The organism is Cedecea selenatireducens, assembly GCF_042138895.1.
In the GTDB taxonomy this organism is placed as follows: Bacteria; Pseudomonadota; Gammaproteobacteria; order Enterobacterales; family Enterobacteriaceae; genus Cedecea; species Cedecea selenatireducens.
This window is the reverse complement of record NZ_JBHIKW010000003.1, coordinates 247,266-272,791: the sequence shown is the minus strand read 5'-3', so window position 1 is coordinate 272,791 and position 25,526 is coordinate 247,266. Positions and strand designations below refer to the sequence as shown.

Genomic DNA, 25,526 nt, shown 5'->3' with positions numbered 1-25,526 from the left:
TGTGAGCACTATAACCCTTTCGGAGCAGCGTTCATAGCGAGACATGGATCACAAAAAAAGTTTTTTCCTTAACATACTGAATGATTACAAAAAATCCCCAGAAATGGTGGTTTGTTGGGAGGGGAAGCATAAATAACCCGGGGACGCTGCCGATAGTTAGACGTCGGACAATACCTGCATAAGAAAAGGCTACACATGTTTAAAAGAATGAAAGTTATTACCTTACTCATTACCGTATTGATTGTGCTGGGCGCTATGCAGCTACTGTCAGCCACGGTTTTCATCAATGCCCTCAATAACGATAAGAACAACTTCACCGTTTCTCAGCTTTCCAGCCAGAACGTGGCTGAATTTACCGATGCCTGGATAGGCCTTAACCAGGCACGTGTGACGCTGAACCGAGGCATGCTGCGCATTCAGGGCAGCATGGCCAACCAGATTAACGGCGGGCAGCTCCAGGAACTCGTCGCGACGGCCAACGCGCTGCTTGCGGAGGCGCAAAGCCATTTTGAGAAATACCAGGCGCTGCCGGATACCCCAGGATTACGTCCACACCTGAGCGATGAACTGGAAGAGCAGTACCGCAACTACTCTTCCACGCTCGCCAGAATGAACACCTTCCTCGCGCAGGGCAACCTGGAGCAAATGTTCAAGCAAAATGCGGAACAGAAGCAGGTTGCGATGCAGAAGGTCTACCGTGAATGGCGTGACGAACAGGCGGAGCTTTCCAGCGAAGGCGTTCGCGATAATCAGGCCGACTATCAGCGGATTCTGTGGATCCTCGGCGTCGTCATGCTTGGCGTGATTGGGGTGATTGTGATGAGCTGGGTGGCGATGCGCCGCGTCCTGCTGATGCCTCTGCGTGACGTGATGGACCATATTCGTGCCATTGCTGCAGGCGACCTGACCCAGCCGATTGAGGCCCAGGGCAAAAACGAAATGGCGCTGCTGGCAAGCAGCGTACAAGAGATGCAGGCCTCGTTGGCGAATACGGTCAGCGTGGTTCGCGATGGCGCCGACACGATTTATACCGGGGCCGGTGAAATTTCCGCTGGCAGCAACGATCTCTCTTCTCGTACCGAGCAGCAGGCGGCTTCGCTGGAAGAAACGGCGGCCAGCATGGAACAGCTTACGGCCACGGTGAAGCAAAATGCCGATAACGCCCGCCAGGCGTCACGCCTTGCGCTGGATGCCTCCACGACCGCGAAGAAAGGCGGTAACGTAGTGGAGGGCGTGGTGCGGACGATGGACGAAATTGCCACCAGTTCCAGCAAAATTGCCCAAATTACCAGCGTGATCGACGGTATTGCTTTCCAGACCAACATTCTGGCCCTTAACGCAGCGGTAGAAGCCGCAAGAGCGGGCGAGCAGGGGCGTGGTTTTGCCGTGGTTGCCGGTGAGGTGCGTACGCTTGCCCAGCGCAGCGCGCAGGCGGCGAAAGAGATTAAAGCCCTGATTGACGATTCCGGCGAGCGCGTAAATGCGGGTTCCGATCTGGTCAATGAAGCCGGTAAAACGATGGCGGAAATCGTCAGCGCCGTTACTCGTGTCACCGATATTATGGGCGAAATTGCTTCTGCGTCTGACGAACAAAGCCGGGGTATCGATCAGGTCGGGCAGGCCGTGGCGGAGATGGACCGCGTGACCCAGCAGAATGCCTCGCTGGTAGAAGAGTCCGCGGCCGCAGCATCTGCGCTTGAGGAGCAGGCTTCTCGTCTTAACGAAGCGGTGGCGGTGTTTAAAATTAACCGTCGCTCTCCGGCGCAGGTGAAAGTTGCTCAGGCCAAAACGCCGCAGCTGAAAACAAAACAGGCGATGCCGGTTTCGGATGCGAACTGGGAAACCTTCTAAAAAATCCCGGCTACGCTAAGCCGGGATCTCTTTCTCTCAGGCCGGGCTAAACCCCGGCTTTTTTATGTCCCGGAAACCTGAACCACCGTCGTTTTTTCTGGTTTGGATCGCACCGCCAGCACCACGCCAATCGTCAGGCATAACACTCCGCAAAGCGTTAACAGCGGCGGCCAGCTTTGGCGAATCATAAAGGTGTAAGCCAGGCCGGCTAAGGTCTCAAAGACGATCAGCGGGCCGACAATCACCGTCGGCAGGCGCTGGCAGGCGATGTTCCAGCACAGATTGCCCAGCCACGAACAGAGAATGGCAATCGCCAGCATCAAAGTAATAAACACTTCAGGGCGCGGGCCGAAGGGCAGGGTAAAGTCCGTCTCGTGGCTGCCCATCCAGATGCACACGGCGATATAGCCGATAAGCGAAAACGGCAGCGTGGAAAGCCCCTGAACCGTGGCCCACATCATCGGGTTTTTGTCCGGGTTCTCACGCAGCCAGCGGGCATTGCGCAGGGCATACCAGGCCCAGCAGGCAACCGAAACAAACGCCAGCAGAATACCGCTCACGTAGCGCCACCAGCTGAAATCGGCCTGCTCGCCGCGAAGTTCGGCGGTATTCACCATGATCAAACCAGCGGCAATCACCACCAGCGCCGGGGCAAGACGCCGCCACGGCAGCTTCCCATCCCTTTTGCTGTACAGCAGGTTAGCAAAAACAGGGATAACGACCGGCAGCGTGCCGATGATCATCGTCGCGATAGGCGCCCCGGTACGTTGAATGGCGCTCGCCAGGCAGACGTAATAAATCAGATTCCCCACGCTTGAGAGCTTCAGGGCGGTAAACCAGTCCTGGCGGCTCAGCTCGCGCAGGCGTTTGCGCCCAAGCCAGGCGATGGGAATAGCAATCAGCCCAAGGGCTAAATAACGGCCGGTCGACTGCAGGGCCGCCGGGTAGTCCGGGACAATAATCGGCCCAACGAAAATTAATCCCCACATCAGCCCCGCCAGCAGGGCGTACAACACACCACTTAACATCTTCATTTCCTGCAACAACACAATTTAGCCGCAGTGTAGGGGCGCAGCGCGACGGCGTATTGTACCAGGTTGCTGTCTTGTTAGCGGGTGACCTGCTTTTGGTAACGCACGGGGGTAATGCCGTAGCGCTGGGCAAACGCCCGGGTCAGGTGCGCCTGGTCCGTCAGGCCGCTGGCGGCGGCAACCTGAGCGGCAGGCATGCCGTCGGTAAGAAACTGCTTGGCGTGCCACAGGCGGATAGCCATCAGCATTTGATGCGGGGTGACGTGATAGCAGGCTTTGAACTGTCGCTGGAAATGGTAAGGGCTAAGGGACATCAGCGCCGCTAAATCTTCAAGGGTGATGGTGTGCATGTAGTTATCGTAGAGATACTCGCGCACCAGGGCGAAGCGGTTGGTCGCCTCATGGAGTCCGGGCAGATGACGCGCATAGGGCCGAAAAGCTTCGACGAGGTTGAGCAGTAGCCCCTGCTGGGTCAGCGTGTCTTCGGCCTGCCACAGGCCAGCGATAAACTGCGAAACCTGGCGGGCGCGGGCGGGATCGTGATTCACGGCGGCGTTAAACCACCAGCTTCTCTCCCCGGTTAGCGACTCCAGCAGATCGGGCTCCAGATAAATCATGCGGTACTGCCAGCCGTCTTCGCTGGCGGCTTCGCCGGTATGCAGCTCGTCCGGGTTCATCAGCACCAGCGAATCCGTGGGGGCAACCAGCTGCTCGCCACGATAGCGGAAGCGTTCTGCTCCCCAGGTGATGGCCCCGATGCCGAAGGCTTCATGGGTGTGAGGTTCAAAGGCGTACTTCGCAATATGGGCGTGATAAAGCTCAACGCCCGGCAGCTGTGGCAAATGCCGGAACTGGGCGCTGTCTCTCTCATCGCTAAACTGCTCGGGAACTCCCTGCACGCTCTGTCTCTCCACGCGGACTCTCCCGTTATTATAGAGATGTCCGCGTGCAGGGCTAGTTATTAACCAGTTTTTAACAACCAGTTTTTAACAACTACAGGGCACTTTTGACGCTGTCGCTGAGCGAGGTCGTTGGGCGGCCAATCAGCTTGCTGAGCTGGTGGCCGTCGTCAAACAGACCGCCTTTTTCCGCGCCTGCATCGGAGTTTGCCAGCAGCGCCGCGAAACCTTCCGGCAGGCCTGCGCCCTGAAGTGCAGCTTTAAAATCGGCTTCGTCCAGGTTCTGATAAACCACAGGTTTGCCGCTTTGCAGGCTTACTTCCGCCGCCAGTTCCGTTAGCGTCCAGCCGTGGTCACCCGCCAGCTCGTAAACTTTGCCCGCCTGGTTATCCAGCGTCAGGACTTTAGCTGCTGCTGCCGCGTAATCAGCACGCGTAGCTGAGGCGATTTTGCCTTCCCCGGCGCTGCCGATAAACACGCCATGCTGAATAGCCGGCGGTACGCTGGCCAGATAGTTTTCGGTATACCAGCCATTACGCAGCAGCACGAACGCTACGCCGGATTCTTTGAGCTGTTGCTCGGTGACGATGTGTTCTTCGGCAAGGGCCAGCGGCGATTTGTCGGCATGCAGCAGGCTAGTGTAGGCGATGAGCTTAACGCCCGCTTGTTTTGCTGCGGCAATAATATTGCTGTGCTGAACGGCTCGTTGACCTACCTCGCTGGAGGAGATCAGCAGCACTTTTTCCACGCCGGAGAAAGCCTTCGCCAGGGCTGACACGTCGCCGTAATCCGCCGCACGAACCTGCACGCCTCGGCGGGCAAAATCTTCTACTTTGGCCGGGTTACGCACCACGGCCACAATCTCTTCGGCTTTCACCGTTTTCAGTAAATCTTCAATCACAAGGCGGCCTAGCTGGCCGGATGCGCCGGTAATCGCAATCATGATAAATCTCCTGGGTGATGTTTCGAACAAGTTGTGCCACACTAACACCCTAACTAACTTTTAGTAAGTACGTACAAAAAGGTAAGTGTTAAATGAGTGAAATCAGCGAAGCGCCCATGACGCTGGGTGAGCAAATGCGCAACGGCAACCTGTTTAGCGATAAATGCCCGTCGCGGGACGTGCTGAAGCACGTGACCAGCCGCTGGGGTGTTTTAATTCTAGTGGCATTACAGGACGGCACTCATCGGTTCAGCGATTTAAGGCGCAAGATGGGCGGCGTGAGCGAGAAGATGCTGGCGCAGACGCTGCAATGGCTGGAAGCGGACGGTTTTGTAGATCGCAAATCTTACCCGGTTGTGCCGCCGCACGTGGAGTACACGCTGACGCCGATGGGGCATGAAATTGCCGATAAAGTGGCCGCGCTGGCCGACTGGATAGAAGAGAATTTGCCGCAGGTGATGGCGTCCCGCGAAAAACGGGACGCCTGAGAGACTTACTTGCTTAAATCAAGCTGGTAGATGGCAAAACCAATGTCGTCGTTAGCGACTTTTTTCATTGGGTATTGCCCTTTTTCTTTGATAAACGCGGCTGCTTTGTCGGTTGGCGAGGTTTCAAAGCGGATATCCAGCGGCTGCTTGCTGGCTATCGGCGCCAGACGCCAGTTGTTGTCTGCGGCAGGGTGAATTTCGCCCTGAGCGCCGATCCAGTTAGCCAGTACCGAGCGGTTTTCGTCCGGTGAAGCAAAAGCGATGTGGCTATCGCCGGTGCCGGCAAACTTGCCGCCGTAGGCGCGGTAGTTATTGGTCGCCACCAGGAAGACCGCGCTCGGATCGATAGGTTTGCCCTTGAAGGTCAGAACTTTGATGCGCTCTGCCTTCGGGTTCACCATTTGGCATTCGCCGTCGTAGCGGGCCGGCTGGCTAACGTCAATCTGGTAGTTCACGCCGTCGATGACGTCGAAGTTATAGGTACGGAAGCCGTCCCAGTTGATCAGTTCCTGAGGCTTAGCGCTGTTCACGTCGATCTGGTTGTACTGCCCGGCGGAACATTCCAGCCACTCTTTTACTTCTTTGCCGGTCGCTTTCACCACCACCAGCGTGTTTGGGTAAAGGTAGAGATCGGCGGCATTGCGGAAGGTCAGCTGGCCTTTTTCTACTTCAACGAAGCTGGCCGGATCGTTTTTACGTCCGCCCACTTTGAACGGTGCTGCGGCGGAGAGTACCGGCAGGTTGGCAAGATCCGGATCGCCCTGAATGTATTTCTCGACGTAGGCTTTCTGCGCATTATTCACCACCTGAACGGTAGGATCGTCCTGCACCAGCGCCAGATAGCTGTACATGTTGTCCGCTGACTTGCCGACCGGCTTGCTGACAAATTCACGAGTTGCGTTGTGATCGTGTTCCAGCACTTTCACCAGCTTCTCGTCTTCTGCGGCCAGCGACTTTTTAGCTACGCTGTCATAAATCGGCCGTGCTTCGGCCTTGCTGCCGGTGACTTTCCAGCTGCCGGAGTCGTTGTTCAGCACCAGATCTACCACGCCGAGATGATCGCCCCACATGCCCGGCATCACGGCAGGAATACCGTTCAGGGTGCCTTTTTCGATATCGGCCCCTTTAATATTGGCAAAGTCTTTCCCTGGGAACACGGCATGAGCATGGCCGAACATGATGGCGTCCACGCCCGGCACCTGGCTGAGGTAGTAAACCGAGTTTTCGGCCATCGCCTGATAAGGTTCGCTGGAAAGCCCCGAGTGGGCAATCACCACCACCACATCCGCGCCCTGTTTGCGCATTTCCGGCACGTATTTCCTGGCGGTTTCGGTGATGTCGTTCACCGTTACTTTGCCGGTCAGGTTCGCTTTATCCCAGGTCATGATTTGCGGTGGCACGAAGCCGATGTAGCCGATGCGCAGCGTTTGGGTTTTACCGTCTTTGTCTTTGACTTCGGTTTCTTTAATCAGGTACGGCGTGAACATCGGCTTCTGGGTTTTCACGTCGATGATATTGGCGTTAACGTACGGGAACTTCGCACCTGCGAGGGCTTTATGCAGGAAGTCGAGGCCGTAATTGAATTCGTGATTGCCAAGGTTGCCGACGGTATAGTCGAGCGTATTCAGCGCTTTATAGACCGGGTGGATTTCCCCGGCCTTAAGGCCTTTTGCCGCCGCGTAATCGCCCAGCGGACTGCCCTGAATAATGTCGCCGTTATCCACCAGTACGCTGTTGGTGACTTCGCCGCGGGCAGCGTTGATTAAACTTGCTGTGCGTACCAGACCGAACTTCTCAGTAGGCGTATCTTTGTAGTAATCGAAGTCCATCATGTTGCTGTGCAGATCGGTCGTTTCCATGATCCGCAGGTCAACGGTTGCCGCATTGACGCTGGCGGCTATCAGCGTCGCCAGAAGCGTTGCGCTAAACTTAATCATGTTTAAATGTCCTTTTTAGAGGTACGCCACAAAGGGCAATGTATATACAGACTGTTGCTTACAATTTTGTGAAGTCTGCCAGAAAATTCGCCCGTTAAACCGGAAATGCTTCACAGATAGCGCATCGGGGTGCAATGAGATATAAGTAAAACAATAAGTTATTCGCTCGGTGTAGCGCAGAGACACAACACGAGGTGGAGAATGTTAGAACAAATTTGCCAGCTGGCCCGCGAGGCCGGGGTCGCTATCATGCAGGTCTATGAGGGAGAGAAGCCGCTTGAGGCGACGCATAAGACTGATGATTCGCCGGTCACGGCCGCCGATCTTGCCGCGCACGACATTATTCTGAAAGGATTAAAGGCCTTAACGCCGGATATCCCTGTGCTGTCTGAAGAGGATCCCCAGTCGTGGGATACGCGCCAGGGCTGGCAGCGTTACTGGCTGGTGGATCCGTTAGACGGCACCAAAGAGTTTCTTAAACGTAACGGCGAGTTCACCGTGAATATCGCACTTATCGACGGTGGGAAAGCTGTGATGGGCGTTGTGTATGCCCCGGTGCTGAAGATCATGTACAGCGCGGCAGAAGGGAAGGCCTGGAAGGAAGAGTGTGGCGTTCGCAACCAAATTCATGTGCGTGACGCCCGCCCACCTCGCGTAGTTGTGAGCCGTTCTCACGCCGCCAGCGACAGCGAGCTGAAAGAATACCTCCAGCAGATGGGAGAGCATCAGACCACGGCCATTGGTTCATCGCTGAAGTTCTGCCTGGTGGCCGACGGCCAGGCTCAGCTTTATCCGCGTTTTGGGCCAACCAATATCTGGGATACCGCCGCGGGCCATGCCGTAGCGGTCGCCGCCGGGGCGCACGTTCATGACTGGCAGGGCAAGCCGCTGGACTATACCCCGCGCGAGTCGTTCCTTAACCCCGGCTTCCGCGTCTCTATTTACTGAGCAACCCTTGCAGCAGGCTGATAACCTGCTGCACTTCCTGCTGGGTTAACGGACCGTCTTTCGCAAACTGAACCCGCCCTTCCTTGTCCAGTACCACGATGGCGGAGCCGCCCTGTTGCAGCTGCCACGCTTTGGCCGCTACGCCGTTGCCGTCGACGATAAACTGCGACCACGGAAACTCTTTCTTATTACTTTCGATACTGCTGCGCACGAACATGCTGGTGCCGACGATAGCATCATCGGTATTCACAATCGTCGTGGTCTGGTACTTATCGTGTGGGAATTTCGCCGCTTTAATCGCCTCGACCATCGCCGCATTTTCTTCTTTAGCGCTTGAACGCCCGGCAATATGCTGCAGGACTCTCACTTTCCCAGGGAGCTGCGCGCTATTCCAGTTTTTATAACTAAACTTACTGTTATCCAGCACCAGCTCGCCCCTGTCGGTAATACCGATAGGAGAAACCCGCTGGTTGTTCTCAAAGTTATGGGCCGAGGCCATTAACGGCAGCAGCAGAGACAGCGCCAGCATTCCGCGCAAAGTCATAGGTGACTCCTTATTGTTGTTAGCAGGTGATCCGACCACTTGAGTCGATGATTTAAGCATATGTGCTGAATAAGCATCTGTCCCGCAATCAAAATGCCAGTTTGCGGGCTGACGCACATAACCCTGAAATTTGAAGGCTTACGCTGCCGTTTTTTACATTTAAAAATATTATTCTGCAACTTTGTAATCTTTTAGTAAAAAAACTTCTACACACTAGGTGACCTTCGATATCTGGACTATAGTTTTCGTGCACCAAACTTTTTCGCCTCAGCTTGTCGGGCCAAATGTGGCTCGCAGAGGCGTTAACATGCAGGAGTAAAGAACAATGAAAATTTTCCAACGTTACAACCCCCTTCAGGTGGCGAAGTACGTGAAGATCCTGTTCCGCGGACGGTTGTATATCAAGGACGTTGGCGCTTTCGAATTTGATAAGGGCAAAATCCTTGTCCCGAAGGTTAAGGATAAGCAACATTACTCGGTGATGTCCGAGGTGAACCGCCAGGTGATGCGTTTGCAGGCGGACATGGGCTAGGCCCAAACGTTGTAAAAAAAACGGCCCCCGAAGGGGCCGTTAGTGTTTATGAAGCTCGTTTACTGCTCCTGAGGCTCTTCTCCATCAGGCAGCTTTGGCGTCAGCGCGACAGGCTTATTGTCGATACGCGTCACCAGCAACTGGTCGATGCGGTAGTTATCAATATCGACCACCTCGAACTTGTAGCCGGAGAATTTCACCGCGTCGGTACGTTTTGGGATCTTACGCAGCATAAACATCATGAAGCCGCCGATGGTTTCGTAGTTACCTGACTGTGGGAACTCGTCGATATCCAGCACGCGCATCACGTCATCAATCGGCGTACCGCCTTCAACCAGCCACGAGTTCTCGTCACGGGCAACGATTTGCTCTTCCATACCCTGGCCGACCAGGTCGCCCATCAGGGTCGTCATCACGTCATTCAGGGTAATGATGCCCACCACCAGTGCGTATTCATTCATGATAACCGCGAAGTCTTCACCGGCGGTTTTAAAGCTTTCCAGCGCTTCGGACAGGGTTAACGTGTCCGGCACAATCAGGGCGTTACGCAGGTGTACGCCGCTGTTCAGCGCCATACTCTGGTTGCCCAGCACGCGGTTCAGCAGCTCTTTGGAATCAACGTAGCCGACCACGTGGTCGATATCGCCGTTACACACCAGGAACTTGGAGTGCGGGTGCTCGGCGATGGTGGACTTCAGGCTCTGTTCGTCGGCGTGCAGGTCGAACCAAATCACGTTTTCACGCGAGGTCATGGAAGATGGCACGGTACGGGATTCAAGCTCAAAGACGTTTTCGATCAGCTCGTGTTCCTGCTTACGCAGCACGCCCGCCAGCGCACCGGCTTCAAACACCGCATAAACGTCGTCGGACGTGATGTCGTCTTTACGCACCATCGGCAGCTTGAAGATGCGGAAGATAACGTTAGCCAGGCCGTTGAAGAACCACACCAGAGGTCTGAAAACAAACAGACAGAAGCGCATCGGGTTGATAATACGTAAAGCAACCGTTTCGGGAGAAATCATACCGATGCGTTTCGGGGTGAGGTCTGCGAACAGAATGAACAGGCTGGTGACGAGGGTGAAGGAGATAATGAAGCTAAGCTGGTCGGCGAGTTCCGGAGCCAGAAAGCGCTCCAGCAGCATTTTAAACGCCGGTGAGAAGGCCGCATCGCCGACGATACCGCCGAGAATGGCCACGGCGTTCAGGCCAATTTGCACCACGGTAAAGAACATGCCCGGCGTTTCCTGCATCTTCAGAACACGCTGCGCGTTGACGTTGCCTTCATCGGCCAGCAGCTTAAGTTTGATTTTGCGAGAGGCGGCAAGCGAGATCTCAGAGATTGAGAAAAAGGCACTGATAGCAATAAGGATAAGTATTATCAAAATACTGTTTAACATAATTTATCTGGCTGTTGTGGCCAGGTCCTCGGAAGGGAAAAGTTGATAAATCTAAGGGGTCAAACACAAGAAATGCTGGCCGCTTTTGTGAACGAGCCAGCAAATTCAAGGAGTAGTATAGCGTAAGGAAGGGATCTGCTACCAGAGGGCGTAATTTATCGCCACATTCTCAGCGCCCGGAAAGGTAGCGAAAATTATTGAGGCGGCAGGCAAACCCCGATGCCGCCAATGCCGCAGTAGCCGTGCGGATTTTTATACAGATACTGCTGATGATCGTCTTCTGCGTAATAGAACGGGCCCGCATTAGCGATTTCGGTGGTGACCTGGCGTTTATCACCGGCGGCATCCATGGCGGCCTGGAAGCGTTCGAGGCTGGCTCGTGCGGCGCTGTCCTGTTCTGGCGTCAGCGGGTAAATCGCTGAGCGATACTGGGTGCCAACGTCGCCCCCCTGGCGCATCCCCTGAGCCGGGTCGTGGTTTTCCCAGAACACCTGCAGAAGCTGCTCGTAGCTGACCACGTTCGGGTCATAAACCACGCGTACGGCTTCTGCATGGCCTGTTTGACCGCTGCAAACTTCGCGATAGGTTGGGTTTGGCGTGTAGCCGCCGCTGTAGCCGGCCGCCGTGCTGTAAACCCCTGGTATCTCCCAGTACAAACGTTCTACGCCCCAGAAACATCCCATCGCAAACAGAGCGATTTCCATCCCATCTGGTACATTTGTCATTGAGTGTTCGTTAACCGCGTGAAGCGTGGCTACCGGCATTGGCGTATTGCGGCCTGGCAGGGCGTCTGCCTGCGCCACAGAGTGAGTTTTTTCGAACAATGGCATGGTGTTGGATCTCCCGGAAATCGGCAAAAAAGTGAGCGGTTGTCATCAGGCGTGCAATTTCAGACAATACACACAAGTTAGAGACTACATTACATATAAGAAAGATTTAGGCTAGTGAGTTATTTTCAACCCTTAATGTTAGGGTTTTGTTAATCCGCGGAGCGGGAATGACGTTTCCTTCCAGGGGTGGGAACAAGGATATTCAGGAGAAAACGTGCCAGTAATCCGTACTTTGTGTATTACCAGCCTGTGTGTGGCGAGCGCATGGGCTAACGCCGCGAGCGTGCGTTTGCAGGTTGAGGGACTCAGCGGCGAACTGCAAAAAAACGTCCGTGCTCAGCTTTCAACCATTGAAAGCGATGAAGTGACGCCGGATCGTCGCTTCCAGGCTCGCGTTGATGACGCTATTCGCGCAGGGTTAAAGGCGCTGGGCTACTACGAGCCAACCATAGATTTCACGCTAAAGCCGCCTCCGCAGAACGGAGGCCGCCAGGTGCTGCTTGCCAAAGTCGATGCCGGTCAGCCGGTGTTAATTGGCGGCACCGACGTAATTTTGCGTGGGGGAGCGCGAACCGATAAAGACTATCTGGCGCTGCTGCCTAAACGACCAAAAATCGGCACCGTCCTTGACCATGCGGATTACGATAACTTCAAGAAAAGCCTCTCCAGCATTGCGCTGCGTAAGGGCTACTTCGACAGCGATTTCCGTAAAAGCCAGCTGGGCGTTTCTCTCGACAGGCATCAGGCTTTCTGGGATATCGACTACGACAGCGGCGAGCGTTACCGCTTTGGCGCAGTGACTTTTGAAGGTTCACAGATTCGCGAAGAGTACCTGCAAAATCTGGTGCCCTTTAAGCAGGGCGATTATTACCAGTCAAGCGATCTGGCCGAGCTGAACCGCCGCCTGTCTGCTACGGGCTGGTTTAACTCCGTGGTGGTGGCGCCCGAGTTTGAAAAATCTCGCCAGACCAAAGTACTGCCGCTGCAGGGCGTGGTGACGCCGCGCACTGAAAACACCATTGAAACCGGTGTGGGCTACTCCACTGACGTTGGCCCGCGCGTAAAGGCGAGCTGGAAAAAGCCGTGGATGAACTCCTATGGCCACAGCCTGACGACCAGCACCAGCCTCTCCGGGCCTGAGCAAACGCTCGACTTCAGCTATAAAGTGCCGCTGTTGAAAAGCCCGCTGGAGCAATATTACCTGGTGCAGGGCGGTTTTAAGCGCACCGATCTCAACGACACCAAATCAGACTCCACCACGGTGGCGCTGTCCCGCTATTGGGATATGTCGAGCGGCTGGCAGCGCGCGGTTAACCTGCGCTGGAGCCTCGACCACTTTACTCAGGCCGACGTCACGAACACGACAATGCTGCTTTATCCTGGCGTTAGCCTGAACCGCACTCGCTCACGCGGCGGCCTGATGCCCACGTGGGGCGACTCCCAGCGCTACTCGATTGATGTCTCCAACACGACCTGGGGTTCTGACGTCGATTTCGGCGTATTCCAGGCTCAAAACGTCTGGATCCGCTCGCTGTACGAAAAGCATCGTTTTGTGGTGCGAGGCAATCTCGGCTGGATAGAAACCAACAACTTTAAAAAAGTGCCGCCTGACCTGCGTTTCTTCGCCGGGGGCGACCGCAGCATTCGCGGCTATAAATACAAATCTATTTCGCCAGAAGACAGCAACGGCAAGCTGACCGGTGCCTCCAAGCTGGCGACCGGCTCGCTGGAATATCAGTACAACGTGACCGGCAAATGGTGGGGCGCCGCGTTCGTTGACTCTGGTGAAGCGGTGAACGACATCAAACGCAGCAACTTCAAAACCGGCGCGGGCGTTGGCGTGCGCTGGCAGTCCCCGGTTGGGCCTATCAAGCTCGACTTTGCGGTACCGGTGGGTGACAAGGAAGAGCACGGTTTACAGTTTTACATCGGTTTGGGGCCTGAACTATGAGTCGCTGGAAGAAAATAAGCCTCGCGGTGTTGGCGGTTATTGTGTTGCTGATCGCCGCAGTAGGTTTCCTGGTAGGTACGACGTCAGGCCTGCATTTGTTGTTTAAAGGCGCTAATCGCTGGGTGCCGGGGCTGAATATCGCCCAGGTTGACGGCGGGTGGCGCAATCTGACGCTGAAAAACCTGAGCTACGAGCAGCCGGGCGTAGCCGTTCGTGCGGGCGAGGTTCATCTCGCCGTTGAGCTTAAGTGCCTGTGGCACAGCAGCCTGTGCGTGAATGATTTCTCGCTGAAAGATGTGGATGTCGCGGTCGACACGAAAAAAATGCCGCCGTCTGCTCCTGTCCAGGAGGAAGACAGCGGCCCGCTGAACCTCTCCACGCCGTATCCGATTACTCTCAGCCGCGTGGCGCTGAATAACGTCAATGTGAAAATCGACGACACCACCGTTTCGGTGATGGATTTCACCAGTGGCCTGAACTGGGAGCAGCGCAACCTGACGCTGACGCCAACCAGCCTGGAAGGCCTGCTGATTGCCCTGCCGAAGGCGGCGCAGGTGGCAAAAGAAGAAATTGTTGAGCCGAAGATCCAGAACCCTCAGCCGGAAGAAGCGCCGCTGGGTGAAACGCTGACAAAGCTGTTTGAAAAGCCGCTGCTGCCGGAAATGACCGACGTTAATTTGCCGGTGAATCTGAATATTCAGGAATTCCGCGGAGCGCGCCTGCGCCTGACCGGCGACACCGACCTGATGGTCAACTCGCTGCTGCTGAAAGTGAGCAGCATCGACGGCAACCTTAAGCTGGATGTGCTGGATGTGGACTCCTCTCAGGGGCTGGTGAACGCCACCGGTAGCGCCCAGCTGCGCGACAACTGGCCGGTTGACCTGACGCTTAACAGCACGCTGAACATCGACCCGCTGAAAGGCGAAAAGGTGAAGATGACTGTCGGTGGTGCATTGCGCGACGAGCTGAAAGTGGGCGTCAATCTTTCCGGCCCGGTGGGGATGCAGTTGAATGCCCAAACCCGCCTTGCGGAAGCCGGATTGCCGCTGAATATCGAGCTGGACAGCAAGCAGCTTTACTGGCCGCTGACCGGCGCGAAGCAATATCAGGCCGACGACCTTAAGCTTCGCCTGACCGGCAAAATGACCGACTACAAGCTTGCCTTTAGCACCGCCGTGAAGGGTGACCAGCTGCCGCCTGCTACCATCACGCTGGACGGCAAAGGAAACGAACAGCAGTTTAGCCTCGATAAGCTGCGCGTGGCCGCGCTGCAGGGCAACACTGACCTGAAAGCGCTGGTGGACTGGAGCAAAGCGATCAGCTGGCGCGGGGAATTAACGCTTGCCGGAATCAACACCGCGAAGCAGTTCCCGGACTGGCCTGCAAAGCTTGATGGCAAAATTAAAACGCGCGGTAGCCTGTATGGCGGCAGCTGGCAGCTGGATATTCCTGAGCTGAAGCTTGCGGGTAACGTGAAGCAGAATAAGGTCAACGTTCAGGGCACGCTGCAGGGCAACAACTACATGCAGTGGAAGGTGCCGGGCCTGCATCTGGAGCTGGGCCGCAATACCGTGGACGTCAAAGGGGAGCTGGGTGAGAAAGAGCTGAACCTCGACGCCAACATTAATGCCCCGAACCTGGACAACGCCCTGCCGGGGCTGGGCGGCACGGCGAAAGGTATCGTGAAGGTTCGCGGTGATGTGAAAGCCCCGCAGCTGCTGGCTGACCTGACCGCAAACGGCCTGCGCTGGCAGGAGCTGACGATTGCCAGGGTTCTGCTGAAAGGCGATGTGAAATCGAGCGACCAAATCGCCGGTAACCTCAACCTGCGCGTAGAGCGAGTGGCTCAGCCGGGCGTGAAGGTTGACCTGGTCACGCTGGAAGCGAAGGGCGATGAGAAACAGCATCAGCTTCAGCTGCGCGTTCAGGGAGAGCCGGTTTCCGGACGCCTTAACCTGAGCGGTAGCTTCGATCGCAACGAAGAGCGCTGGCGCGGCAAGCTCAGTGATACCCGCTTTGAGACGCCGGTGGGGCCGTGGGCGCTAAACCGCGAGCTGACGCTGGACTTCCGCAACAAAGAACAGAAAATCGCCATTGGCCCGCACTGCTGGGTAAACCCGAATGCCGAGCTTTGTGTGCCGCAAACTATCGACGCCGGGGCGAAAGGCCGGGCGCTGGTTAACCTCAACCGCTTCGATCTTGCCATGCTCAAACCGGTGATGCCGGCGGATACTCAGGCCAGCGGCGTATTTACCGGTAAGGCTGACGTGAGCTGGGACAGCGAAGCCGGTGGCCTGCCGCAGGGCCAGGTCACGCTCAGCGGGCGTGGCGTGAAGGTGGCGCAGGTGGTGAACGGCAATACCTTGCCGGTTGCCTTCGACACGCTGAATCTCAACGCCGAACTGAAAAATAACCGCGCTCAGCTTGGCTGGCTGGTGAAGGTGGCGAATAACGGGCAGTTTGACGGCCAGGTGCAAATCACCGATCCACAGGGGCGGCGTAACCTTGGCGGCAACGTCAATATTCGCAACTTCTCCCTGGCTATTGCCAACGCCATCTTCTCGAAAGGTGAAAAAGCTGACGGGACGCTAAATGCGAACCTGCGTCTTGGCGGGAACCTTGAACGGCCGCAGATGTTCGGGCAAATGCAGCTTAATGGCGTAGATGTTGAAGGCAACTTCATGCCGTTCGACATGCAGCCGAGCCAGATTGCCATGAACTTCAACGGCATGAACTCCACGCTGCAGGGCGTGGTGCGTACCAAGCAGGGGCAGATTGTGTTGAGCGGCGATGCCGACTGGACGCAAATCGACAACTGGCGGGCACGCATTGCCGCGAAGGGCAGCAAAGTGCGTATCACCGTTCCGCCGATGGTGCGGCTGGACGTTTCCCCGGACATTGAGTTTGTGGCGACGCCAAGCCTGTTCACCCTTAACGGGAACGTGGATGTGCCTTGGGCGCGTATTGTCGTGCATGACGTGCCGGAAAGCGCCGTTGGCGTCTCCAGCGACGAAGTGATGCTGGACAAAGAGCTGAAGCCGGTTAATCCGCAGTCCGCCGGGATCCCTATCAACAGCAACCTGACGATTCACGTTGGCAACAACGTGCGGTTGGATGCCTTTGGCCTGAAAGCTCGCCTGACCGGTGACCTGAAAATGGTTCAGGACAAACAGGGGCTGGGCCTGAACGGCCAGATAAATATTCCGCAGGGGCGCTTCCACGCGTACGGTCAGGATCTTATCGTCCGCAAAGGTGAACTGCTGTTCTCTGGCCCACCGGACAACCCATATCTGAATATCGAAGCTATTCGTAACCCTGACTCGACCGAAAACAGCGTTACGGCGGGCGTGCGCGTGACCGGCCCGGCAGATGAACCAAAAGCTGAAATATTCTCTGACCCGGCAATGTCGCAGCAGGAAGCCTTGTCCTACCTGCTTCGCGGCCAGGGTTTGGACACTTCCGGCAACGACGGCGACGCCATGACGTCAATGCTTGTGGGCCTGGGGGTTGCACAAAGTGGTCAGGTTGTGGGTAAAATCGGCGAGACGTTTGGCGTAAGCAATCTGGCGCTCGATACCGCAGGGGTGGGTGATTCCTCTCAGGTGGTGGTCAGCGGCTATGTACTGCCGGGTCTACAGGTTAAGTATGGCGTAGGTATTTTTGACTCTCTGGCGACGTTAACGCTGCGTTATCGTCTGATGCCTAAGCTATATCTGGAAGCGGTGTCTGGCGTAGATCAGGCACTAGATCTGCTCTATCAGTTTGAGTTTTAGCAATGCGAATATTTGTTTACGGCAGTTTACGACGCAAACAAGGCAACAGCCACTGGATGACCAACGCCCAGTGGCTGGGCGACCACACGCAGGAAAACTACGTGTTGTATAGCCTTGGGCATTATCCAGGCGCCGTGCCGGGAGATGGCGTGGTATTGGGTGAAGTTTACCGAATAGATGCCTCCACGCTTTCCGAGCTTGACGCGCTGCGCACCAAAGGGGGCGAGTACAGCCGTCAGCTGATTCAGACACCTTACGGCGGCGCGTGGATGTACGTCTACCAGCGCCCGGTGGAGGGGTTAACCCGCATCGACAGCGGTAACTGGCTGGATCGAGAAAAAAACTAAGCAAACCTAAGCGGCCACGCCAACACGTGGCCGTTTTTTTCCTGCCTCCCATCTATTTGTCTCCCCTTCTGGTTTTGCAACACATGCTGGGAAGTCGCTCCCATAATGTTAATCAGCTTCCCTTTCATGCTGGCTATTCTGCCGAGTCCCTTTTATAACTGACGATATCTTGAGCAGATTTGTTTATACTTCGTATAACTTTATCTGTCAGGAGAGAGCATGCGCATCACCATCAAAAAATGGGGGAACAGTGCTGGTATGGTCATTCCCGGTGCACTAATGGATGAGCTAGGCGTAAAAATCGGACAAAGCATGGAGGCGGAAGTGATTGATAATCAGCTGATTATGAAACCCGCAAGGAAAAAATATACCCTGGATGAGCTATTAGCTCATGGCGACCCGTCGGCGCCAAAAATTTCTGAAGAAGACATTTGGGGCAAGGATAACCCGGTCGGGAAAGAAGTATGGTGAGACGAGGGGGTTTTGAAAGGGGAGATATTGTTCTCGTGGGGTTCAATCCCGCCGTTGGCCGGGAGCAACAGGGGGAAGGCCGTCCTGCTCTTGTGCTTTCAACCCGGGCATTTAACCAGACGGGCACTGCGCTAGTGGCACCTATAACCCAGGGCGGAAATTACGCAAGGGACGCAGGTTTTGCCGTATCCCTGAGCGGATGCGGGACAGAGACCTGCGGCGTGGTATTAATTAACCAGGCCAGAATGGTAGATCTTGAATGCTGCGGGGCGCAGAAACGCGAAACAGCGCCGGCAGACGTTGTCGAGGAAGTTTTAGCCAGACTCCAGGCCATCATCGAATAAACAAAAACACCGCCCTCAGGCGGTGTTTTTTCTTCCGGGCTAACTTACTTCTTAGCGCGTTCGAAAGAGGCGATGATTTCAGCTTTAGCGGCTTCGGCGTTGTCCCAACCGTCAACTTTCACCCATTTGCCTTTCTCGAGATCTTTGTAGTGCTCGAAGAAGTGAGTGATCTGCGCTTTCAGCAGTTCTGGCAGGTCGTTCACATCTTTGATGTGATCGTACTCTTTGCTCAGTTTGGTGTGCGGTACGGCAACCAGCTTCGCGTCTTCGCCAGACTCATCGGTCATCTTCAGCACGCCAACTGGGCGGCAACGGATAACGCTACCTGGCTCCAGTGGGTATGGCGTTGGGACCAGCACGTCAACCGGATCACCGTCCAGAGACAGGGTGTGGTTGATGTAGCCGTAGTTGCACGGATAGAACATCGCGGTAGACATGAAACGGTCAACAAACAGCGCGCCGCTCTCTTTGTCTACTTCGTATTTGATTGGGTCAGCGTTAGCAGGGATTTCGATAACAACGTAGATATCTTCCGGCAGATCTTTACCCGCTGGGACGTTGAGTAAGCTCATGTCTGTTTCCTTTAACCTGGTGTATTTCAAGTGCCCGATATTATAGCCAACTGCGGTTAAATGTCTTTTGCTGTTTTTTGACCGCGCCCCTTCTCGCCGCCAAACCCGCTGCTTTAGGCTGCGGAAGCCTGGCGTCACGCCATTGTCATGATTGAGGTAAACATCACCGCAACAAGCACTTAACGAGCATAAATAACGCAAATTGATTAAACATTTTCCGAAAATTGCCGATAACACGCTCACTACTTTATTCATAAGCCATCGTTAACCGGGAATGTAGCATGTTGAGAAATTTGTCGATTCGTACGGGGCTGCTGACGCTGTTAGCGGTTATGACGTTCTTGCTGTTGGTTGTAAGCGGCATCGGCATTTATGCCCTGCAGCAAAGTTCCTCCTCTCTTGAGCGCATAAACCGCCTGCAGGGAGAGCAAATGGTGCGCCTTAGCGATGGTTATATTCTGCTGCTTCGTGCCCGCAATGAGGCAAGCCAGGCGGTGCGCCAGATGGAAATAGGCATGCTGGACGATGCGACAAAAGCCACGAAAAACATTGCCGGTGAAGTTGGCCTGGCGCAGAAAAACCTCAAGTCCGTTATCGACAGCGGCGTGAACGACGACCAGGGCAACGCGCTGCTTGCCAGCCTGGCGCAAAGCTTTGGCACCTATCAGGCGCAGGGGATTTCCCCGATGCTGGCCGCGTTACAAAAACAAAGCCCGGACGATTATTACGATCTGCTGGAAAAAAGCCTGATTCCGCTGGGGCTGAAGTTTGATAACGACGTTCAGGCATTCCAGCGCTGGGGTGAAACGCGCGGCAACAGCGAAGTAGCAGCCGTACAGCTGCACAAAAAAATCGTTCTGGGCTTTATTATTCTCGCCGCGCTGCTGACCGCCGCCATTATTGTGCTGGTCTGGCTGGCGCTGCGCCACCTGCTGCTGAAGCCTTTGGATGAGGCAATTCATCAGCTGGAGTTTGTCGCGGAAGGGGATTTAACCCAGCCGCTTCCGCAAACCGGCAATAACGAATTTGGCCGTCTTGCCGGCGCGATTGTGGCGATGAGAACCTCGCTGGTGGAATCCGTCAGCCGCGTGCGTGACGCCTCTTCGCAGATTGATACCGGCAGCCGCGAGCTGGCGGCAGGCAACCTCAATCTCTCCCAGCGTACGGAATCTACCGCGACATCTCTGGAAGAAACCGCGGCCAGCATGGAGCAAATTACCGCGACGGTAAAACAAAACGCCGACAACGCGGAGCAGGCGCACAAGCTGGCTAAAGTGGTTTCCGACACCGCCGACCGCGGCAGCGAAATGGTTTGCTACGTGATTGAAAAAATGCGCGACATCTCAGGCAGCGCAGGCCGTATTGCCGATATTCTGAGCGTTATCGACGGCATCGCTTTCCAGACCAATATTCTGGCGCTTAACGCCTCGGTTGAAGCGGCCCGGGCGGGTGAGCAAGGCCGTGGTTTTGCCGTGGTGGCCGGTGAAGTTCGTACTCTGGCAAGCCGCAGCGCGGAAGCTGCAAAAGAGATCCGCACCCTGATCTCTAACTCTCAGACCCACGTGGGTGAGGGCAGCGATTTGGCGCAGCAGGCTGGGGAAACTATGGACGAAATCGCCGAAGAAATTATGCGGATGACCAAACTGGTTCGCGAAATTGCCAATGCCTCTAACGAACAGAGCCACGGTATTGAGCAGGTGAATATTGCGGTAAGCCAGATGGATGAGGCGGCGCAGCAGAACGCGGCATTGGTCGAGCAGTCCACCGCCGCCACACATTCGCTGGAAGAGCAGTCGCAACAGCTGGTCGCCGCGATGGCCTCGTTCCGTTATTAATCGATTAATGCCTCTTCCCTGGGGAAGAGGCATATGGTGCAGAGTAAATCAGGCGTCCGGGTATTCGCGAATAAAGCGCTCTACGTCCTCGACCATATGCTGAGTGCCGACGAAGAACGGACGGCGCTGGTGTAGCGTGGTTGGGATGATATCCAGAATTCTCTCTTTACCGTCGCTGGCTTTACCGCCGGCCTGTTCCGCAAGGAACGCCATCGGGTTACCTTCATACAGTAAACGCAGCTTGCCTTCCGGGTGGCTGGCGGTGCTTGGATAGAGATAAATCCCGCCTTTCAGCAGGTTACGGTGGAAGTCCGCCACCAGGGAGCCAATGTAGCGCGAGGTGTACGGGCGCTTGCTGGCGGTATCTTCTTCCTGGCAGAACTTGATGTACTTCTTCACGCCGTTCGGGAATTTAATGTAGTTGCCTTCGTTAATGGAGTAGGTGTTGCCTCTCTCCGGGAAGCGCATACGTTCCTGGCTCAGGCAGAACACGCCAAGGGAAGGATCGTAGGTGAAGGCGTGTACGCCGCAGCCGGTGGTGTAAACCAGCATGGTCGACGAGCCATACACTACGTAGCCAGCGGCGACCTGCTGGTTGCCCGGCTGAAGGAAATCTTCTTCGGTGACCGGCGTACCGACCGGCGTAATGCGGCGGTAGATAGAGAAGATGGTGCCAACAGAAACGTTGACGTCGATGTTAGAAGAGCCGTCAAGCGGGTCCATCAGCACGACGTATTTTGCCTGCTCGGCGCCTTCAAAGACGACGATATCGTCTTCTTCTTCAGAGGCGATACCGGCCACAATGCCGCGTGCTTTCAGCGCTGCCTTGAGTTTTTCGTTTGCGAACAGGTCGAGTTTTTGCTGCTCTTCGCCCTGCACGTTTTCGGCACCGCTCGCCCCCAGGATATCAACCAGACCGGCCTTATTGATATCGCGGTGGATGATTTTAGCGCCCAGCTTTATTGCCGACAGTAAAGCCGTGAGCTCACCGGTTGCATGCGAAAACTCATGCTGTTTTTCGACAATAAATTCACCTAACGTTTTCATAACACTTTCCCTGCATCATTATGTTGGATAAAGCGATCGCAACAATCTTAACAAATTTTCAAATTGTCGCGCACAGGTGAATCGCGCCAGCAAGATAAGGAATATCCTGAAATGCGTTTCGCCTCCTGAGCCATGCGGTTAGAATGTGCGCCAAACAAAAAAAGGAAAGTTTCGTATGCGCATTCACATTCTAGGGATCTGTGGCACCTTTATGGGCGGCCTGGCGATGCTGGCACGCTCTTTAGGGCATGAAGTGACGGGCTCGGACGCCAATGTTTACCCACCGATGAGTACGCTGCTTGAAGAGCAGGGGATCTCGTTAATCGAAGGTTATGACGCCAGCCAGCTCGACCCACATCCTGATCTGGTTATCATCGGGAACGCGATGACGCGCGGGAATCCGTGTGTGGAAGCCGTTCTGGAACAGGGCATTCCTTATATGTCTGGCCCGCAGTGGCTGCATGACTTTGTGCTGCGTGACCGCTGGGTGATTGCGGTTGCGGGGACGCACGGGAAAACCACGACGGCCGGTATGGCCACCTGGATTCTGGAAGCCTGCGGCTACAAGCCTGGTTTTGTCATTGGCGGCGTGCCGGGCAACTTTGAAGTGTCCGCTCGCCTGGGTGACAGCCCATTCTTCGTGATTGAAGCCGATGAATATGACTGCGCGTTCTTCGACAAGCGTTCCAAATTTGTGCATTACTGCCCGCGCACGCTGATCCTCAACAACCTTGAGTTCGATCACGCCGATATCTTTGACGACCTGAAAGCTATCCAGAAGCAGTTCCACCACCTGGTGCGCATCGTGCCGGGTCAGGGAAAAATCATCTGGCCGGAAAATGACGCTAATCTGAAGCAAACCCTCGCCATGGGCTGCTGGAGCGAGCAGGAACTGGTGGGCGAGCAAGGCCACTGGCAGGCGAAGAAACTGACCACCGATGCTTCTCAGTGGGAAGTGTATCTGGACGGGGAATGCGTGGGCAACGTGAACTGGCAGCTAGTCGGCGAGCACAACATGCATAACGGGCTGATGGCTATTGCCGCCGCTCGCCACGTTGGCGTGACCCCGGCCGATGCCGCTCAGGCGTTGGATGGTTTTGTTAACGCACGCCGCCGCCTTGAACTGCGCGGCGAAGCGCATGGCGTCACGGTTTATGACGATTTTGCTCACCACCCAACGGCTATTCTGGCGACGCTGGCAGCCCTGCGTGGGAAAGTGGGCGGCACCGCACGTATTCTGGCCGTGCTGGAGCCTCGTTCAAACACCATGAAGATGGGCGTCTGCAAAGATGACCTGGCGCCGTCGCTGGGGCGCGCAGACGAAGTCTTCCTGCTTCAGCCGCAGCATATTCCGTGGCAGGTGGCTGAAGTCGCCGAAGCCTGCGTGCAGCCGGCACACTGGAGCGCAGATGTGGACACGCTGGCGGAAATGGTGGTGAAAACGGCACAGCCGGGCGACCACATTCTGGTCATGAGCAACGGCGGTTTCGGCGGTATTCACCAGAAACTGCTGGATGGCCTGGCGAAGAAAGCGGAACAGCAGAACGAACAGGCTTTTTAAGCGCGTCGGTCTGATAAGAAAAGGGCGCACCGAAAGGTACGCCCTTTTTGTTTAGTAGAGGTTCGGGGCTTTAGGATCTGGCCCGAAGCGGTTGGTTGCCGGGGTGCCGTCCTGGCAGTTGAATGCCAGAATGATCAACCAACCGACAATCGGAATTAACAGCAACAGCAGCCACCAGGCAGAGCGATCGGTGTCGTGCAGGCGACGGAACTGTACTGCCCAAAGCGGCAGGAAAACCAGGACGCTGTAAATCGTGGTGAGCGCACCTTCGTCTTTATAAATGTGTAGCCCAAGCATCTTATCCAGCACGCTTAGCACCGCCGCCAGAACGAAGTTCACCAGATGAAACATCCAGTATTCTTTGCGGCGCGCACGGCCGCCAAACCCAATGTAATTTGTTAGTGCTTTGAAATACCAATCCATTTAAGGCCTGCCTTAATTATCCGACAATCACCTGAACGATAAGCGATCGACTCAAGGATAGTCGTGAATACATTGGCCGTAAATCGTTGTTGTACTGAATATTCCTAACGCTTCCTAAACCGCTCATCGCGCCCGTGCGGCTCGTCTAAATCTTGAGCAGGGCCGATGGAAATAATGCCCGTTGGGTTGATGGTTTTGTGGCTGCAATAATAGTGAGTGCGGATATGCGGGAAGCTTACCGTTTCACGCACGCCGGGTATCTGATAGATATCGCGCAGGAAGCCGTAAAGATTTGGGTAATCACTGATGCGGTACTTATCGCACTTAAAGTGGGTGACGTACACCGGGTCAAAGCGCACCAGAGTGGTCCACAGGCGAATATCCGCTTCGGTCAACTGCTGGCCGGTTAAGTAGCGATGCTGACCGAGGATTTGCTCAAGGCGTGCCAGGGAAGTAAAGACTTTCTCCACGGCTTCGTCATAGGCTTCCTGAGAGGTGGCAAAACCTGATTTGTACACGCCGTTATTTACCGTGTCATAAATCCAGCCGTTCAGCTCATCAATATCGCTTTTTAAAGCGTCAGGGTAATAATCCCCTGCACGGGCACCGAGAGCATCAAAGGCCGTATTAAACATACGAATGATTTCTGCGGACTCATTGCTGACTATTGTCTGGTTTTTCTTGTCCCAAAGCACGGGCACCGTCACGCGGCCGGTGTAGTGAGGATCGGCCTGCAGGTAGAGCTGATAGAGAAAATCGTGGTGATAAAGCGTGTCGCCGGTTGACTCCGGAAAATCCTCGGCAAACGTCCAGCCGTTTTGCAGCATCAGCGGGTTGACGACGGAAACGGAGATAAACGGTTCAAGCCCTTTCAGCTTACGCACAATCAGCGTGCGGTGTGCCCAGGGGCAGGCAAGAGAAACATAAAGATGATAGCGGTCTTTCTCCGCGGCAAATCCCTCTTTTCCCGTTGGGCCGGGTGCGCCGTCGGCGGTTAGCCAGTTGCGGAAGGCGGATTCCGAACGTTTAAAGCGGCCGCCGGTCGATTTGGTGTCGTACCAGACGTCATGCCAGACGCCGTCGATGAGTTGTCCCATTTTTTCTCCTCCTCAATAGCAAAAAAGCGAAGACGGTGTCTTCGCTTTCTCAGTGTTCATCAGTATAGAACGCTTACCATTTTTTATTCAGTACGCGGTCAAGGCTGATGGCGCCCGGGCCGAAGACCGCCAGCAGCAGGTAGCCACCCGCGATGGTGAAGTTCTTCATAAACATAATGGAGTTCACGCCTTCTGCGAAGTTGCTGTGGAACAGGAACGCCGTCAGTACGGTAAACAGCGCGGTAATCAGCGCGGTAGTACGGGTCAGGAAGCCGAACAGAATGGCCAGACCGCCGCCGAACTCAAGCAGGATGGTCAGCGGCAGCAGTGCGCCCGGCACGCCCATCGCTTCCATGTACTGTTGGGTGCCGGCATAACCGGTGATTTTGCCCCAGCCAGCGGTAATAAACAGGATTGGCATCAGAATACGAGCAACCAGTACGCCAACATCTTCTAATTTTTTCATTTTACTCTCCAGCGGTTCTTTTTTTCCGGCTTACTCGGCCAGGGCTTAAAAGGGGTGCAAACTCCAGTAATTACCGGCGCTTGCTGTCGATGGAGAGGATAATAGACGGGGTGAAAAAGGATTGTTAGCAAGGAAAACTGTCTAAGTCCTTCAAATATACTGAGGAAACTAAGCCGGGAAAGTAAAAACATGAGGTAAAGGGCGTGAAGGAGGCAAATAAAAACACCGCCAGAGGCGGT

23 protein-coding genes are annotated in these 25,526 nt (G+C 55.3%); 11 read left to right on the top strand and 12 right to left on the bottom strand.

All coding sequences use genetic code 11. The features are described 5' to 3' along the window. Positions 1–195: 195 nt before the first annotated feature. On the top strand, positions 196–1,851 hold the full coding sequence (locus ACE38U_RS06670; RefSeq protein WP_176982444.1) for a methyl-accepting chemotaxis protein: 1,656 nt from the start codon (positions 196–198) through the stop codon (positions 1,849–1,851). Between the two features lie 62 nt (positions 1,852–1,913). On the opposite strand, the gene ACE38U_RS06665 is transcribed toward ACE38U_RS06670, so the two are convergent. From ACE38U_RS06665 to ACE38U_RS06655, 3 genes are all read right to left on the bottom strand, one after another. After that, positions 1,914–2,879 carry a DMT family transporter gene (locus tag ACE38U_RS06665; RefSeq protein WP_038476133.1) on the bottom strand — a complete coding sequence of 322 codons (966 nt, stop codon included), beginning with the start codon at positions 2,877–2,879 and terminating at the stop codon, positions 1,914–1,916. A gap of 80 nt (positions 2,880–2,959) precedes the next feature. Then, positions 2,960–3,781 carry an AraC family transcriptional regulator gene (locus ACE38U_RS06660; protein WP_176982464.1) on the bottom strand — a complete coding sequence of 274 codons (822 nt, stop codon included), beginning with the start codon at positions 3,779–3,781 and terminating at the stop codon, positions 2,960–2,962. Between the two features lie 94 nt (positions 3,782–3,875). Continuing rightward, entirely contained in the window at positions 3,876–4,724 is an 849-nt protein-coding gene (locus ACE38U_RS06655; protein ID WP_375529384.1) for an SDR family oxidoreductase, read from the bottom strand. A 92-nt stretch (positions 4,725–4,816) separates the two neighbouring features. On the opposite strand from ACE38U_RS06655, the gene ACE38U_RS06650 reads away from it, so the two are divergent. Next, a complete protein-coding gene (locus tag ACE38U_RS06650) occupies positions 4,817–5,212 on the top strand; it encodes a winged helix-turn-helix transcriptional regulator (RefSeq protein ID WP_038476124.1) in 396 nt (131 codons plus the stop codon). Positions 5,213–5,217: 5 nt separating this feature from the next. Here the strand turns inward: ACE38U_RS06650 and ACE38U_RS06645 are convergent, their stop codons facing one another. Further along, entirely contained in the window at positions 5,218–7,149 is a 1,932-nt protein-coding gene (locus ACE38U_RS06645) for a bifunctional 2',3'-cyclic-nucleotide 2'-phosphodiesterase/3'-nucleotidase (protein WP_375529383.1), read from the bottom strand. Positions 7,150–7,350: 201 nt separating this feature from the next. On the opposite strand from ACE38U_RS06645, the gene cysQ reads away from it, so the two are divergent. Further along, positions 7,351–8,097, top strand: coding sequence for a 3'(2'),5'-bisphosphate nucleotidase CysQ (gene cysQ / locus ACE38U_RS06640; protein WP_038476118.1), 747 nt, complete (start codon positions 7,351–7,353; stop codon positions 8,095–8,097). On the opposite strand, the gene ACE38U_RS06635 is transcribed toward cysQ, so the two are convergent. Next, entirely contained in the window at positions 8,087–8,641 is a 555-nt protein-coding gene (locus tag ACE38U_RS06635) for a YtfJ family protein (RefSeq protein WP_038476115.1), read from the bottom strand. The two genes, cysQ and ACE38U_RS06635, sit on opposite strands and share 11 nt — an antisense overlap. 325 nt (positions 8,642–8,966) lie before the next feature. Here ACE38U_RS06635 and ACE38U_RS06630 point away from each other — a divergent pair, with 325 nt between their 5' ends. Continuing rightward, positions 8,967–9,173, top strand: a complete 207-nt coding sequence (locus ACE38U_RS06630) for a stringent response modulator YtfK (RefSeq protein WP_008460430.1) — start codon at positions 8,967–8,969, stop codon at positions 9,171–9,173. Positions 9,174–9,232: 59 nt separating this feature from the next. Here the strand turns inward: ACE38U_RS06630 and paeA are convergent, their stop codons facing one another. Both paeA and msrA read right to left on the bottom strand, forming a co-directional pair. After that, complete coding sequence (gene paeA / locus ACE38U_RS06625) at positions 9,233–10,570, bottom strand: polyamine export protein PaeA (RefSeq protein ID WP_038476112.1); 1,338 nt, start codon at positions 10,568–10,570, stop codon at positions 9,233–9,235. Positions 10,571–10,764: 194 nt separating this feature from the next. Beyond that, positions 10,765–11,400 carry a peptide-methionine (S)-S-oxide reductase MsrA gene (gene msrA, locus ACE38U_RS06620; RefSeq protein WP_038476109.1) on the bottom strand — a complete coding sequence of 212 codons (636 nt, stop codon included), beginning with the start codon at positions 11,398–11,400 and terminating at the stop codon, positions 10,765–10,767. A 214-nt stretch (positions 11,401–11,614) separates the two neighbouring features. Here msrA and tamA point away from each other — a divergent pair, with 214 nt between their 5' ends. The 5 genes from tamA (at position 11,615) to ACE38U_RS06595 (ending at position 18,286) form a co-directional block, all read left to right on the top strand. After that, on the top strand, positions 11,615–13,351 hold the full coding sequence (gene tamA / locus ACE38U_RS06615) for an autotransporter assembly complex protein TamA (RefSeq protein ID WP_176982440.1): 1,737 nt from the start codon (positions 11,615–11,617) through the stop codon (positions 13,349–13,351). Then, entirely contained in the window at positions 13,348–17,124 is a 3,777-nt protein-coding gene (gene tamB, locus ACE38U_RS06610) for an autotransporter assembly complex protein TamB (protein ID WP_375529382.1), read from the top strand. Before tamA ends, tamB begins: the two co-directional genes overlap by 4 nt. Positions 17,125–17,126: 2 nt before the next feature. After that, positions 17,127–17,471 (top strand): gamma-glutamylcyclotransferase family protein, encoded by a 345-nt coding sequence (locus tag ACE38U_RS06605; RefSeq protein ID WP_038476103.1) that lies wholly within the window; start codon positions 17,127–17,129, stop codon positions 17,469–17,471. 219 nt (positions 17,472–17,690) lie between these two features. Then, complete coding sequence (locus ACE38U_RS06600; protein WP_038476100.1) at positions 17,691–17,942, top strand: AbrB/MazE/SpoVT family DNA-binding domain-containing protein; 252 nt, start codon at positions 17,691–17,693, stop codon at positions 17,940–17,942. Continuing rightward, the gene (locus ACE38U_RS06595) at positions 17,936–18,286 is read left to right on the top strand and encodes a type II toxin-antitoxin system ChpB family toxin (RefSeq protein ID WP_038476097.1); all 351 of its coding nucleotides are present in this window, start codon (positions 17,936–17,938) and stop codon (positions 18,284–18,286) included. The genes ACE38U_RS06600 and ACE38U_RS06595 overlap by 7 nt, the downstream gene beginning before the upstream one ends. Positions 18,287–18,330: 44 nt before the next feature. Here ACE38U_RS06595 and ppa read toward each other — a convergent pair whose 3' ends face one another. Beyond that, positions 18,331–18,858 carry an inorganic diphosphatase gene (ppa, locus tag ACE38U_RS06590; RefSeq protein ID WP_004857176.1) on the bottom strand — a complete coding sequence of 176 codons (528 nt, stop codon included), beginning with the start codon at positions 18,856–18,858 and terminating at the stop codon, positions 18,331–18,333. Positions 18,859–19,139: 281 nt separating this feature from the next. Between ppa and ACE38U_RS06585 the strand changes: the two genes are divergently transcribed. Continuing rightward, positions 19,140–20,693, top strand: a complete 1,554-nt coding sequence (locus ACE38U_RS06585) for a methyl-accepting chemotaxis protein (protein WP_375529381.1) — start codon at positions 19,140–19,142, stop codon at positions 20,691–20,693. 48 nt (positions 20,694–20,741) lie between these two features. Here the strand turns inward: ACE38U_RS06585 and fbp are convergent, their stop codons facing one another. Further along, a complete protein-coding gene (fbp, locus tag ACE38U_RS06580) occupies positions 20,742–21,740 on the bottom strand; it encodes a class 1 fructose-bisphosphatase (RefSeq protein WP_038476089.1) in 999 nt (332 codons plus the stop codon). A 175-nt stretch (positions 21,741–21,915) separates the two neighbouring features. On the opposite strand from fbp, the gene mpl reads away from it, so the two are divergent. After that, complete coding sequence (gene mpl, locus ACE38U_RS06575; RefSeq protein ID WP_038476085.1) at positions 21,916–23,301, top strand: UDP-N-acetylmuramate:L-alanyl-gamma-D-glutamyl-meso-diaminopimelate ligase; 1,386 nt, start codon at positions 21,916–21,918, stop codon at positions 23,299–23,301. Between the two features lie 51 nt (positions 23,302–23,352). Here the strand turns inward: mpl and ACE38U_RS06570 are convergent, their stop codons facing one another. From ACE38U_RS06570 to ACE38U_RS06560, 3 genes are all read right to left on the bottom strand, one after another. Beyond that, the gene (locus tag ACE38U_RS06570) at positions 23,353–23,724 is read right to left on the bottom strand and encodes a DUF805 domain-containing protein (RefSeq protein WP_038476082.1); all 372 of its coding nucleotides are present in this window, start codon (positions 23,722–23,724) and stop codon (positions 23,353–23,355) included. A gap of 104 nt (positions 23,725–23,828) precedes the next feature. Next, positions 23,829–24,821 carry a glutathione S-transferase family protein gene (locus ACE38U_RS06565; RefSeq protein WP_375529380.1) on the bottom strand — a complete coding sequence of 331 codons (993 nt, stop codon included), beginning with the start codon at positions 24,819–24,821 and terminating at the stop codon, positions 23,829–23,831. 73 nt (positions 24,822–24,894) lie between these two features. Further along, the gene (locus tag ACE38U_RS06560; RefSeq protein ID WP_038476076.1) at positions 24,895–25,287 is read right to left on the bottom strand and encodes a DoxX family protein; all 393 of its coding nucleotides are present in this window, start codon (positions 25,285–25,287) and stop codon (positions 24,895–24,897) included. Between the last annotated feature and the right edge of the window lie 239 nt (positions 25,288–25,526).